Source organism: Echinicola soli, from assembly GCF_006575665.1.
In the GTDB taxonomy this organism is placed as follows: domain Bacteria; phylum Bacteroidota; class Bacteroidia; order Cytophagales; family Cyclobacteriaceae; genus Echinicola; species Echinicola soli.
In genome coordinates this window covers 2,698,426-2,713,312 of the sequence record NZ_CP041253.1, presented here as the reverse complement: position 1 = coordinate 2,713,312, position 14,887 = coordinate 2,698,426, and the positions used below count along the sequence as shown (strand labels likewise).

Genomic DNA, 14,887 nt, shown 5'->3' with positions numbered 1-14,887 from the left:
CATGAATCCGGATTTAACCTATAAAGTTGTTGATTACGATCCCTTTGGATGCCCCATTGAGAAAGCCTATGCCAGTATCACCTCCCAGCGTGAAATTTGGCTAGCCTGTAAAATCGGCGGAGACGATGCCAACAGAGCCTATAATGAGTCCATCTCTTTGGTATTAAAGGGAAAACTTGACCAGTCATCTTTCCTGGAAGCTCTCCAAGAGGTCATCAAACGTCACGAAGCTCTAAGGGCGATATTTGCCATCGACGGTCAACAAATCCTTATTCAGGAAGAAATACCTTTTTCAATACACACCCAAGACATCTCTTCCCTGGATACCACGACCGCTTCCGAGTACATTGACCAATTTAAACGTGAAGATTCCCTTACCGCTTTTGACCTGGAAAGTGGCCCACTGTTCAGGATGGCCCTTCACAAATTTTGTCCTTCGAAGCATTGTTTTACCCTTACTATCCACCACATCATCGGCGATGGGTGGTCACTTGGAGTGATACTGGAAGATATTTGTAAAATTTACAATGCCAAAGTTCAGCAGGTTACTTCCCTGTTACCGGTGGTCAATCCCCTCAGTGATTACTGCCAGCAAATTACTGCACTGGAAAGCATGCCGGAACATGCTGATACCATTTCATTTTGGCTAGAAAAATTCAACCATCAAACAGAAGATTTTTCGCTTCCGATTGACCACATACGTCCCGAATTAAAAGAGTACAAAAGCGAACGGCTGGATTTTAAAGCACCCAAAACCCAAATCGATCAAATCCACACACTTGGCAAGTCTGTAGGCGTATCGCTTGTCAACACCTTTATTATTGCGTTTGAACTGTTTCTTTCGAAGAAAAGTCAGCACCAGGAGGTAGTCCTAGGTATTCCGGCAGCTGGACAGTCCGCTACTGGCCTGTTTAACCTTGTGGGACACTGTGTCAATCTTTTACCACTGAAGAGTAAGGTAGACAACAATACCTCATTCCGTTCTTTCTTAAAGCAGCGAAACGAGGAAATACTCGACTGCTACGACCATCAGCTTTTCACTTATAGTAGCCTGCTAAACAAACTTAATCGTAAAAGAGACCTCTCGAGGACGGCTTTGGTGCCCGTGATTTTCAATCTGGACATGGGGATGGATTCACTCGTCCAGTTTTACGGGCTTGAGCATGAGCTGATCAGTAACCCTAGGGCTTTTGATAATTTTGAACTGGCACTAAACCTGACTAACTGTAAGGACTCCTACCAGTTTGAATGGTCATACCGCACGACCCTTTTTGAAAAAGCTACCATCGTTCGGATGATGGAGGAATTTAATCGGCTCCTTCAGACGGTAGTAAGCCATCCTGAAACGCTATTGAGAGACATTTACCTTTTTGACCCTGTCAAACTTGTCCACTTCTATGAAAAATGGAATCACACCGAACATGCCTACCCTAAGAATGTTCCTTTCACCAGATTGGTGCACGCGATGGCTAATCAGTTTCCTACTAAAACAGCCATAGAATTCCAAAATCAGCTGATCACATATAAGGAGCTAGAAGACCAATCCAACAGATTTGCTGCATTTTTACAAAGCAAAAAATTTAAAAAAGGTGATCGAATAGGACTTTTTATGCCTCGATCAGCAGACATGGTCATTGGGCTTTTGGGAATTATCAAGTCAGGGGTGACCTATATCCCTATTGATCCTGAGTTGCCGCATGATCGCATCCACCACATGCTAATGGACGCCAGTGCCAAAGCGATCGTCACGACCACCTCCATTAAGAATATTCCACCAGCCGCAGTGCAGCTGGTTTTCATGGAAGACTTCCATCGGATTTTTGAAACCTTGCCCAACACCTATCAGGAGGCAAATATCCAGATGAATGACCCCGTTTACATCCTTTACACTTCCGGATCAACAGGCTTGCCCAAAGGCGTACAAGTCAACCATCAAAATCTCACCAACCTTCTTTACAGTCTTAAAGACCGCCCTGGGATTTCTTATTCAGAGCGCGTATTGGCAGTTACCACGATTTCCTTTGATGTCGCGGGTATGGAGCTTTTTGGCCCTTTGGTGGCCGGTGCTACGGTGGTCATCGCCGACACTCCTACCCTAAAGGATGGTAGGCTGCTCCTGAAGGCACTTCGTGAAAAAAACATTACCAGGGTGTTTTCTACACCGGCCACTTATCAGATGCTGGTTCAGGTGGGATGGGATTATCCATTGCCGCTAAAGATCATCTCCGGAGGTGAACCCTTCCAAAGAAGCCTTGTCGAAAAATTACTGCCCATTACAGAGGAAATCTGGAACGCTTATGGCCCCACAGAAACGACCATTCAATCCAGCCTGAAGCTCATTGAAGCACCGGATGATTTTGATTCTATAGGCACCCCCATAAATAATACAGAGATCTATTTACTTGATGAACACCGGCAACTGGTGGATATTGGCGAGGTCGGGGAAATCTATATTGGCGGAGATGGCATAGCACTGGGATATTGGCAAAAACCTGACCTTTCGCAGGAACGATTTATCCCTAACCCTTTTGATAATACCGGTAAATTAATGTACAAAACAGGCGATCTCGGGAAGTTTAAGGCCAATGGTGAACTGATGTGTTTGGGGAGGATTGACAACCAGGTCAAGATAAGAGGGCACCGCATTGAGCTAGGAGAAATAGAACAGCAGATCAACCTGCTGGAAGGGATCATGGCTTCTTATGTGATGCTACAGGAATCACAGCAAGGCCATAAGCAACTGGTCGCCTATGTGACCTGTACTACTGCTAATACACATAAAGAAGCTTCAACCATATCGGATGAAACCCAGAAAATGTGGAAAGCAAATATCCAAGCAAAATTGCCGGAATACATGCTTCCTTCACATTGGGTGGTCATGAAGCAGTTCCCACTCACGCCTAATGGAAAAATAGACCATAAAGCCCTGCCCCTTCCGACATCAAAGACTTTGGCAAATCCTACAGCAGACCATCCGGAGTGGTCTACAAATGAAAAGCTCGTTGGTGAGATATGGAAGAAAAGCCTACAATTGACCCATATCAATTTGGATGATGACTTCTTTGAGCTTGGAGGGCACTCGATCCTTGCGGTGGAAGTCATGAGTTCACTGGATAAAAAAATCGACACACAATTACCCCTTACGACGATATTTAAGCATTCTACCGTAAGGGCATTTGCTGCCCTTCTGGAAAACCGGGAAAAAACTGAAGAGATAAGGAAAGAATGGAGTTCCCTAGTTCCGATCAAGCCTGATGGCAGCAAACCACCCATCTATGTCATTCATGGTGTTGCTGCCAATATTACCAACTACTACAAACTCATCGAGCATGTGAATAAGGACCAACCCATTTTTGGTCTTCAAGCGAAGGGGTTAAATGGCATTGACACACCAAACTCAGGGCTGGAAAATATCGCTGCACACTATGTCAATGAAATCCTCCAGCACAATCCTGAAGGACCATATCATATCGGAGGCTATTCCTTTGGTGGCTATGTGGCTTTTGAAATGGCCCGGCAACTAATTGAAAAAAACAAAGCCTTGGGCAAATTGATCATCTTCGACACGAGCGTGGAACCGGAGGATGAAGAGAAAGTCAAAACAGGACTGTTGGAAATGATTTCGAAGGAATTGAACAAAAGAAAAGTGGAAATGCAACTTCTGGTAGAAGCCCCAAATACTTTCAGAACCACTAAAGGAAGGATGATCAAACGGAAAGCCGAAAACCTATTAACCAAGATAGGCCTTCAAAAAGACAGATCCCCTTATGACCGAGCCGCTATCATAAAAAAAATAAAAGAAATAAATAAGGCTTCTATGCTCAACTACTCCCTGCGTCCTATAAACGCTGACCTGATACTTTTTAGGACAAGGATCAAACTGGCTCCAGTGAAAGAAGAAAAATACTATGGATGGGCTCCGTATGTAAATGCTATCCAAGTAATCGATATAGATGGAGATCATAACAGCATGTTCGAGCCTCCATTTGTAGCTCCATTTGCCAGTAAACTCCAGGAAACCCTGGACGGTATCACATAGACTATCGTGGTTAAGTGGCATTCCTTCAGGAGACGAATGCCACTTTTCATCGTTTACACAGAACTATCTCTATATAAAAGATAATTTTTTCTTGTTGTTATACACTATTTACCATGGATAGTTGCTGTAATGTATCCTTTCAACTACATTTAGTTTAAATTCATTTTTTTTAATATAAAATACATTTTTATTGATTTAAAAAATAACTAGATTTACTTTTGATTAATGTGGGCAAAAGAAGGGAGCGTATCTTCTTTCTGACTTCACAAAAACCATTGGAGGAATAAAGTGGTGAAGTCAAAAAGGCCACAGCAATTTATTGCTTATTGTCAAGACCTTCCATTTGCTATGGAAAATGTCAAATAAAAAATGAATAAAGTAACTACCCTACACGCTAATATAGTAAACAGTATTTCAACTGCCCAATTAAGAATTAACTGCAAGATAAATAGCGAAAACGTTGTTTACAATTTACACATCAGGAGAATAAAACGTGCCCTATGAATAGCCAACTATATATCAGTAAGATTCATTGCAGCACCGTTTTACTTCCCAACTGGAACCAACAATCGAACTATTTGATCGATGATCATATAGACCTTTGGAGAATTTCTGTAAAAGAACTAATGGGGAAGCTCTCCCCTCTGCAACAATACCTTACAGAACAAGAACTCACAACAATGAACAGGTACCAACGGGACAGTGACCGGATCAGGTATATCATTGGTAAAGGGTATCTAAAAGTCCTGCTGTCAAAGTACCTTAACAAACCCCCTATGGAAATTGAATTTATGGAGGGCATCAATAAAAAACCGGTCTTAAAAGGAGACAGGACCATTCATTTTAACATTTCCCACTCTAGAGACTGGGTGATTTTTGGTTTTTGCCCTGATGAACTGGGGGTGGACATCGAACACGTGGACAGGGATTTTGACTTTCTGTCGCTGATCAATAACTGCTTCACCAGGCCCGAAACACATTTTATAGAAAATGCTTATTCGCCCCGTCATGAATTCTATAAACTTTGGACCAGAAAAGAGTCTCTGCTGAAAGCCACCTCAGTAGGAATGGTGGACAACCTCCATACGATCAATTGCCTGGATGGCACCCAATATATCCCATATGAAGTAGGTGGTGGTTTCTCGGATTGGAAAATCAAAAGCTTGTTGATGGACGAAACCTATTTTATCAGCTTATCATTTCCTGTAAAATATCGAAAAATTCGTTTTTTTGATGTGTAAAAGTTAATTCTCTAAACCCCTAATGTGATTATACGGAATTGTGCAAGCAATCAAATTCATTGGAAGAAAGTCCACGAATTACACGGATTGCCACGATTTTTTTTATGTTAATCATTGATTGATAGAAGGCAGTTTGCTGAATATGCTCAAACTGACCGAAAAGCGTATAATCATAACCCCTAATACCTAAAATAATCTTTAAGTTTAACACGGGGCATTATTAACTATTGGCTTTTTGCGCTTATCACAACAGCACTCGCAAACCTTTATATTATCAAACTTTTTAGAAGCGGACCTACTCGCCTCTGAGCAATTGTTAAAAGGCCCCAAATAACCTAGCTCATTCATATCAGGCATATTAGGACAGCCTAACGCATGAATAATATGTGGAGCGGAATGGCTGTAAAAATTGGTAAGGTAAAAGAATGTCATACTAGGAATCACTTAGGTTAACTATTCTTCAAATCTATAATTTTAATTTTAACAAAAAAATACCCCAAACTGGGTATTTTCGAACTGAATCAATAAAATAAATCTTTACTTAATCCAATTATCATTACAAAGCCAACAAAAAGGTTTCAAATAGCAAAAAGTATTATTCCCCTAAAAACCATCCATAGACCGATTTATTCCCAAATTAACAAGAATGCAATCCAATAGTAAAAAAACAAAGATTTGCCATGCTTTTTCTAAGATGTGGCAACAGGAGTTTGGCATTGTTTAAGAACACATTATAAGAGGTTAGCCATTTAACCTTGTTTATGCATTCCTTTTTGAATCTACGGCATAAAAAAAGCCCGCTCTCTTTGGGAAAGCGGACTTCATTGTTATTCCTAAACCACCTTTGCTAGTTGATTGGAGATCCCGGCGCTGCTGGATCACTTGGCATCATCAAGCGTAAAGAGCCATCTTTATCTTCTGCCATCAAAATCATCCCTTCCGATTCGATTCCCATCATTTTTCTTGGTGCCAGATTAATCAGCATGGTCACTTGTTTTCCTACGAGGTCCTCTGGTTTATAGTATTCGGAAATACCACTTAATACCGTCCGTTTTCCTAAGCCGGTATCCACTACTAGTTTTAGCAGTTTTTTGGATTTCTTCATCTTCTCTGCTTCCAGTACGGTAACGACCCTCAGGTCCATTTTGGCAAAGTCGTCAAAAGCAATAGTATCCTTCACAGGTTCCGCCGGAGCGTTTGCTGCTTCGTTCTGCTTTTTGGTTTCCAGCAACTTATTTACCTGCTGCTCTACCACGCTGTCTTCTACTTTTTCAAACAGCAATGCCGCATCACCAATAGTCTCACCACCTTTGAGAATCTCTCCATTGCCTGCCTTGGTCCAGTCTACACCTTCTGTCCCCAACATTTTGGCGAGCTTTTGGGCTGTAAAGGGAAGGAAAGGCTCTGATACTACGCCAAGATTTGCCGCAATGTTCAATGCGATGTTTAACACCGTACCTGTTCTTATCTTATCTTCTTTAATACTCTTCCAAGGCTCTGTATCAGCCAGGTATTTATTGCCCATACGGGCAAAATCCATCACCAGCCCAAGTGCTTCCCTAAACCTGAATTTCTCAATGGAAGCAGCTATTTTACCGGGATAAGCAGCCAATCCTTCCAATACTTCCCTATCGTAGGCCGAAAGCTTTTCTCTCACAGGAATTTCGCCATCGAAATACTTCTGGGTAAGGACTACGGCACGATTCACAAAGTTGCCATAGATGGCCACGAGTTCGGAATTATTTCTTCCCTGAAAGTCTTTCCAAGTAAAGTCATTGTCCTTGGTTTCAGGTGCATTGGCCGTTAAGACATATCGTAGCACATCTTGTTTGCCGGGGAATTCCTTCAAGTACTCATGCAGCCAGACTGCCCAGTTTCGAGATGTAGATATCTTTTCTCCTTCAAGATTCAAAAACTCATTGGCAGGCACATTATCAGGAAGTACATACTCTCCGTGTGTTTTTAGAATTGCAGGAAAAATGATACAGTGAAATACAATATTATCCTTTCCAATAAAATGCACCAACTTCGTATCCTCATCCTTCCAATATGGCTCCCAATCTACTCCCTTTTCTGCAGCCCACTCTTTGGTAGAGGAAATATAACCTATTGGAGCGTCAAACCACACATATAGCACTTTTCCTTCGGCCCCTTCGACAGGCACGGGTACACCCCAGTCCATATCCCTGGTCATGGACCTTGCCTGAAGGCCATCGCCTGTCTCTAGCCAAGAGCGGCATTGCCCCAGCACGTTATTTTTCCAATCCTCTTGATGCTCTTCCAGTATCCACTTTCTCAGAAAGCCTGCATATTTTCCAAGGTCCAAAAACCAATGCTTGGTTTCCTTAAGAACCGGTGAATTACCGCTAAGTTTAGATTTTGGATTGATCAGTTCGGTAGGGCTCAGCGAGGACCCACATTTTTCGCATTGGTCGCCATACGCTCCTTCGTGGCCACACTTTGGGCAGGTTCCTTCGATGTAGCGATCGGCCAAAAACTGACCTGCTTCCTCGTCGTAATATTGCTCAGTGGTCTGCTCTAAAAACTCTCCCTTGTCATATAAATCCTTAAAAAACTCAGAAGCTGTCTCATGATGCACCAGCGAACTGGTACGACTATAATGATCAAAACTAATTCCAAATTCCTCAAAACTGGCTTTCATGATACCATGATAGCGGTCCACTATTTCCTGTGGGGTAACACCCTCTTTTTTTGCCTTAATGGTAATGGCCACCCCGTGCTCGTCGGAACCACCAATATAAACTACATCCTTACCCAAGGATCGTAAGTAGCGGACATATATATCTGATGGAATATAGCAACCTGCCAAATGGCCAATATGGAGTGGTCCATTGGCATAAGGTAACGCGGAAGTAACGGTATATCTCTTAAAGTCTCTTTTGCTCATAGGCTGCAAAGATAGGGAAATTTGATTTTTTTAACGGAATAAATACTAAGGTGATTTGCCGGCTTTCGTGAAATGCTGATCATCTGGCCCTAGTCCTTTATGATCAGCCTTTTGCAGCCACTTTTTTATTCGCAGGGACCTTATGATTATCAAATATGTGGGTTTTGACACTAACCAAAAGCGAGATGCACATTCCCATCATCGCAATGACCGCAAAGGAAACCTGAAGATCAAACAGCTCTGCAATAAACCCTATTATCGGAGGGCCAAGCAAAAAGCCAAAGAATGAAATCGTGGACACCAATGCCAGTGAAATACTGGGGGAATACATCTTCGACCTGCCTGCAATACTATAGGATAGAGGAATGACAGAGGCCGTTCCAAAACCCACTAACAAAAAGCCCGTCACCGCTGTCCAAAACACTGGATATGCCACTGCTATCAGTAGCCCCAGGCATATCAAGGTGCCAGAAATCCTCAGCATCACTATCTTACTCCACCTATTGGCCAAAGCATCCGAAAAAAACCTACCGGAAGCCATAGCAGCCATAAAAGTAACATATCCCAGTGGTACCAAATCAGGGCTCGCGACCACTACTTTCTTCAAGTACACACCGCTCCAGTCAAACATACACCCCTCGCACATCATTCCAAAAAAACCGACCAAGCCTATCCTTAGCAATAATGCATCAGGCTTTTTGAGCATTAAACCGCCACCTCCGGCCCTTTTCTCTTCTTTAAAAAGTAAATTAAAACTAGCCACCAAGATCAGAAGCATAATACCTGCAACCACCCAGTAATGATAGACTGGTGCCCAGTCGAGCTTGATCATCAAGGCGCCGATGCCGGCTCCAGCAAATCCTGCCAAACTCCACAAACCATGAAAAGAGGCTAAAATGCTGCGGTTGTATCCATCTTCCACCAACAGGGCTTGCGTGTTTAAGGAAATATTCATGATATTTCCCATTATCCCAAAAATCACCACCGCCACTCCCAGCTGAATAACCGAACCGGTAAAGCCAAGGCTCAACAACGAAAAGGCATAAAGCAAGCTTCCCATCACGATTACTTTGCGACTGCCATATTTGTCCACTGCCCAGCCTGCCAGCGGCAAAGCGATCAGGGAACCAAGGGGCATCCCCAGCAATAAGGTGCCCAACTGTCCTTCACTGAGATCGAATAGCTGCTGGAAGTCAGGAATCCTCGATGCCCAAGAGGCGAAGCTTAAACCTGCAAGAAAAAAAAGTCCACTTAGCGCAATGCGCCGTTTCCTTATTAGTTTCATAGGTAATTCCAATAGGTTTGAACTACAAAGTAAAGGACTTTTTCAGCATTAAAAACCCTGATTATAAAACAAACAATAGAGCAATCGATTTCGGTGGTTATATTTTATTCGTTTTCACTATATTTCACATGATTTTAGAATTAACTTCCGGAAACAAACTCACTTCCAATGGAATTTGTAATCGCAGGAACCACCATCATCATGGCTATTTTCATTATCCGAACCATCTATAAAAAAGTCTTCAAATAATATTTCATCCCATCATCGTCACTCACCAGAGAAATCGCTTTTAGATTCACTAAGATGCAGCCCCCTACTATGAAAACGATTTGGGACCAAGCAATATTTCTGGGGGATGAGAGATTTCTAGGTGGCTATGATAAGCATATTTAATTTAGCAATAGGAATGTGTACCTGAATTCGATTATAAAATCAGTATAAATCCGTCATTGTGAACGCAGAGCAACGGAGTGAAGCAATCTCGTTTTCTTAATATGGGATTGCCACGTTCCCGATAGCTCGGGACAGGCTATACTTCCTCGCTATGACGGTATTTTAAATTGAGCTCAGATTATTATAAAAAATCTGTGCTATCGGAACCAACCCTTATCCCCCAACTTTTTCGCTTGACCCACGATTTGCCATATCAATTAGGCAATTTTTCAGCAAGTTTGCCGTACACCCAGGTTCCCAACAAAGCACTGATGAAGGTAACGACCACCACCGTGTAACCAATTCCCATTTGGGCAAAGATAGGCCCTGGGCAGGCGCCTGTAACTGCCCACCCCAATCCAAAAATAAATCCTCCGATCACTTGCCCCTTTTTGAATTCCTTATCCTTAATCTCCACTTTTTCACCAGAAATGGTTTTGATATCAAACTTCCTGATCAGGAAAACAGATAGCATCCCTACGGCTACAGCAGCACCGATCACACCATACATATGAAATGATTGGAGCCTAAACATTTCTTGGATCCTAAACCAGGAAATCACCTCGGCCTTCACCAGCACAATCCCAAAAAACATTCCTACAAGGAGATATTTCACCAGAGCCAAACCCCTTTCTGATTTTATAGTACTCATTATATTAGTTCTTTATTAAGTGTTTTTTTGACTATCAAAGGACACAACGCTTCACTCAAAAGCCTGCCAACCGCATTAAGGCAGGCAAAAACAAATGTGTCATTGTAAATCCTCCAAGCATAAAGAAGATGGTCGCCACCACCGAGGGCCACTGGAGGTTACTGATTCCCATAATGGCATGGCCAGAAGTACACCCCCCTGCATACCGGGTACCAAAGCCCACCATAAAACCTCCCAAAACAAAGAAGATCAACCCTTTCATGGTAAATAAATTCTCCCAATTGAATATTTCGGATGGCAAAAGATTTTCAAATCGCGTAATCCCAAGTGCCATGAGCTCCTGCTTCGTGCTTCCCGCCACGACCATATCTGCCGGATCAGACAGAACTGATGCAGCGATTACCCCACCCAGTACTATACCTGCCACAAATAGTAAGTTCCAGGACTCAGCCTTCCAATCGTACGAAAAGAAAGGGATTTTCGCAGGGACACAAGCGGCACACACATGCCGCAATGATGAAGAAACTCCAAATGACCTATTGCCAATCAACAGCAATATGGGCACCGTGAGTCCAAGCAAAGGCCCTGCTACATACCATGGCCAAGGCTCGCTCATCCAATTTATTATGTTCTCCATATCTTTTTAATGATTACAATTTAGTAGTCGGGCAGACAAAGTCAGTAAGGCCAAATGCATCCGAATCTTTGATGGCCTTAAATCCACCAGAAATATCCACAAGGTTTTCATACCCTCTTGCCCGCATGATGGAAGCGAAAATCATCGACCGATATCCACCGGCACAATGCACGTAATAGGTCTTATTCTTATCCACTTGGTCCATGTTTTCATTGATATAATCCAAGGGATTATTTTCTGCCCCTTCTACATGCTCACTGTCATATTCACTTTGCTTACGGACATCCAGGATAGCGGCTTTGGGATTATCCCGGATGACTTTGGCGACATCCCTGGCATCCACTGAGGTAATGGTATCCACCTCGTTGCCAACCGCTTTCCACGCCTCAAAACCACCTTTCAAATAGCCCAGGGCATAGTCATACCCCACTCTGGCCAACCTTGTGATCACCTCTTCCTCTCTCCCTTCTTCAGCAATCACGAGGACTTTCTGCTTGACATCCGGAATCATGGTCCCCACCCAAACGGCAAAACTTCCATCAATACCAATGTTAATGGCATTAGGAATGAACCCTTGAGCAAACACCTGTGGACTTCTCGTATCCAGCATTATCGCCCCTGTTTCGGTGGCCACTGCCTCAAATTCGGCTGGTGAAAGCGCCTTGACGCCTCGCTCTAGCACCTCATCGATACTATCGTACCCTTGGATATTCATTTTGACGTTTTGAGGAAAATATGCTGGAGGTGGCGTAAGTCCGTCTGTCAGTTTCTTAATGAATTCCTCTTTGGTCATTTCCTGTAGCGCATAATTGGTTTTTTTCTGATTGCCCAAGGTATCCCATGTCTCTTTGCTCATATTTTTACCGCAGGCGCTTCCAGCGCCGTGCGCAGGATAAACGACTAACTCATCCGGAAGCGGTAAAATTTTATTTCTCAAAGAGTCATATAAGTACCCCGCTTGTTTTTCCTGCGTCAGGTCGTCAGAGACTTTCTGCGCCAAATCAGGCCTGCCCACATCCCCAATAAACAAGGTGTCGCCTGTGAATATGGCTGTTGGTTTTCCTGACTCATCACTTAGCAGATAGCAAGTGCTCTCCATAGTATGACCAGGCGTATGAAGCACTTTTATAGTAATATCGCCAATTTTATATTCTCGTCCATCTTCAGCGATGATCGCGTCGAAGCCCAACTTGGCTTCAGTAGGGCCAAAGACAATATTGGCTCCTGTTTTTTGGGCCAAATCTATATGTCCTGACACAAAATCAGCATGAAAATGGGTTTCAAAGACATACTTGATCGTAGCATCATTTCGCTTGGCTTTTTGGATATACGGCTCCACTTCCCGGAGTGGATCTATGATGGCTGCCTCTCCATTGGACTCGATGTAATAAGCCCCCTGGGCCAAACATCCCGTATAAATTTGTTCAATTTTCATTTTTATCTCCAAGTTATAGTTGCGGTTGATTTCTATATAAATACCAAAGGAATACTTCTAGTTCCGATTGGCAAATAACACTACTAAATTAAGGGAAGCAAATCACTTTATCAGTGACATCCATCACATAAGCCCTTTGCTAACCAATAAAGAGTTCTCTGATCAGAATATAGGCACCCATCAGCAGCACAAACCATCCAAAGGCTTTTTTCAGCGCTGACTCGTTCACCTTACGGGAAAGTTTTCCTCCAATAAAAATCCCTATAATACTCAGTCCCGTAAAGATCAACAGGAAAAACCAATCGATATCCTGGGAGATAAGATCCCCTGTAAATCCCAAAAGAGACTTAATGCCAATAATCAACAGAGAAGTACCTACCGCCATTCGCATGGGCAGCTTAGCGATCAGCACCAAAGCAGGAATAATCAAAAAGCCACCTCCGGCCCCTACGATCCCTGTGATACTTCCTTCCACCAATCCTTGTAAGGCTATCAGTGGATAATTAATCGCCTTTGTCCTAATCTCTGGCTTTAGCTTCCCTCCATTTATGATCATGGAATAAGCTGCTAATATCATAATTGCAGCAAAGAAAACCATGATTGCCAAGCTCTTCGACACTGTAAAATCCCCTACTGTAAACAGCACTTCAGGTAAGGCATGTACCACAAATTTGCGCATAAGGAAAATGGCCAAAAAAGAAGGAATGGCAAACACCAAAGCTATTCGGTAGGATACATTTCCGTGCTTCAAGTAGCTCCCCGCTCCCACCAAAGAGGTACTCCCCACTACAAACAGCGAATAAGCTGTCGCCAGCACCGGCTCTATTCCCATAAGATAAACCAAAATGGGAACGGTCAAAATGGATCCTCCTCCTCCAATCATCCCCAGACTGATGCCTATCAACACTGCTCCTCCAAACCCTATTAGTGAATTCACTTCCATGTAATTGTTTCTCTTTGCTCTAACTTATACAAAGCTACCCTATCTGCTCAGCTTATACAGTGACTTTTGTTACATTAAACCTTACCAGTCCCTTTCTTATTGAGAATATCCTTTAATGTTCTTATCTTTAATTATTGTAGGCATTTATGACCAAGAATGAAACTATTAGTAGGTACCGATCTTTCTGAAAATGCACAAAACGCAGTGAATTTTGCACTGCATTTGGCCAAGGCCCATAACAGTTCGATTACGCTGCTGTTTGCTTACTCCCCAGTCTACGACTTTGCCGCTCAAACGGCCGAATACATTACTACGATAGAACAGCAAGCCACAAAGGTATTGAAGTCCTTGAAAAAGACTTGTAAAAAAGAAGGAATTGAAACCTCCTTCCTCATTGAGCAAAAAACACCCTCTTCGGCAATTTGCGCTGAATCGGAAAAAGGGGCTTACGACTTAATTATACTGGGCAGTCAAGGAAAAAGTGACTTTCCGAAAAAAATATTTGGCTCCACCACTTCTGAAGTTATCCGCTTAAGTAGCATTCCGGTCCTTACCGTTCCTGCCAGCGCTACCTTTGAGGCTGTAGACAATATTTCCCTGGCGATGGAGCTCAACCGAGAAGACATCGTCTTTTTAGGCCAGCTGATTGCACTCACCCGTCATTACAAGCTTCCTTACCAAATCATCCACATCAAAAAGGACAACGACCCACTTCCCGAAATGCCTTTTTCAGAATTGTCTATGTATTTAAAAGACCGATTTCCTGAGCTGAGTATAACCTTTGACACCTTAAACGCCGACCAGGTAAACGAAGGACTTCAACAATACACCCAAGACCATCCCAGGACACTCCTGACCATGTTTTCGAAACATAGGGGATTCTTTGACTATCTCTTCAGGACCAGCCATTGTGCTGAAATGGCGCTTCACAGCACCGTTCCCCTTTTGGTGCTCAAATCTCAAAAATCATAGCCAACTAGTTTCGATTAAAAAAGAATCAAATCGCTGATAGCACTAAAAAGTAAAGAACATAGGAAAAAAGTAAGATCAAGCGGAAAAGCTGGGGGCATGAATCCCTTTATTTTAATCGAAAAGTGGTTTAATTCCCCGACCCTCTGGGTCGGAAACGAAATAGTTTGCTTTGCAAACGCCATTTAATACCTCGGGGCTTGCCCCGGGGTAGTTGATTATGATTTCTTTTTTGTTTTTTGCCACAAAGATTCTAAGACCCAAAACTGTTTGTTTTCCATGAAATTTGGAATCCGCCTACAAAACACTTCGTGTCTTGGCGACTTCGTGGCGACATACCAAATGA

The 14,887-nt window shown here is 42.9% G+C and carries 9 protein-coding genes; 3 read left to right on the top strand and 6 right to left on the bottom strand.

Translation table 11 applies throughout. From position 1 onward, the window contains the following. Position 1 precedes the first annotated feature (1 nt). Complete coding sequence (locus FKX85_RS10850) at positions 2 to 4,039, top strand: non-ribosomal peptide synthetase (RefSeq protein ID WP_141614753.1); 4,038 nt, start codon at positions 2 to 4, stop codon at positions 4,037 to 4,039. Positions 4,040 to 4,539: 500 nt separating this feature from the next. Beyond that, complete coding sequence (locus FKX85_RS10845; RefSeq protein ID WP_141614752.1) at positions 4,540 to 5,280, top strand: 4'-phosphopantetheinyl transferase family protein; 741 nt, start codon at positions 4,540 to 4,542, stop codon at positions 5,278 to 5,280. Between the two features lie 847 nt (positions 5,281 to 6,127). Here the strand turns inward: FKX85_RS10845 and metG are convergent. The 6 genes from metG to FKX85_RS10810 form a co-directional block, all read right to left on the bottom strand. Further along, complete coding sequence (gene metG / locus FKX85_RS10835) at positions 6,128 to 8,188, bottom strand: methionine--tRNA ligase (protein WP_141614750.1); 2,061 nt, start codon at positions 8,186 to 8,188, stop codon at positions 6,128 to 6,130. Between the two features lie 103 nt (positions 8,189 to 8,291). Further along, a complete protein-coding gene (locus FKX85_RS10830) occupies positions 8,292 to 9,473 on the bottom strand; it encodes an MFS transporter (RefSeq protein ID WP_141614749.1) in 1,182 nt (393 codons plus the stop codon). Positions 9,474 to 10,119: 646 nt separating this feature from the next. Beyond that, positions 10,120 to 10,557 carry a DUF6691 family protein gene (locus FKX85_RS10825; RefSeq protein ID WP_141614748.1) on the bottom strand — a complete coding sequence of 146 codons (438 nt, stop codon included), beginning with the start codon at positions 10,555 to 10,557 and terminating at the stop codon, positions 10,120 to 10,122. Positions 10,558 to 10,612: 55 nt separating this feature from the next. After that, positions 10,613 to 11,194, bottom strand: coding sequence for a YeeE/YedE family protein (locus tag FKX85_RS10820; protein WP_141614747.1), 582 nt, complete (start codon positions 11,192 to 11,194; stop codon positions 10,613 to 10,615). Positions 11,195 to 11,207: 13 nt separating this feature from the next. Next, positions 11,208 to 12,629, bottom strand: coding sequence for an MBL fold metallo-hydrolase (locus FKX85_RS10815; protein WP_141614746.1), 1,422 nt, complete (start codon positions 12,627 to 12,629; stop codon positions 11,208 to 11,210). 139 nt (positions 12,630 to 12,768) lie between these two features. Beyond that, complete coding sequence (locus tag FKX85_RS10810; RefSeq protein WP_141614745.1) at positions 12,769 to 13,572, bottom strand: sulfite exporter TauE/SafE family protein; 804 nt, start codon at positions 13,570 to 13,572, stop codon at positions 12,769 to 12,771. Between the two features lie 156 nt (positions 13,573 to 13,728). Here FKX85_RS10810 and FKX85_RS10805 point away from each other — a divergent pair, with 156 nt between their 5' ends. Continuing rightward, positions 13,729 to 14,544, top strand: a complete 816-nt coding sequence (locus tag FKX85_RS10805) for a universal stress protein (RefSeq protein ID WP_141614744.1) — start codon at positions 13,729 to 13,731, stop codon at positions 14,542 to 14,544. Positions 14,545 to 14,887: the final 343 nt, after the last annotated feature.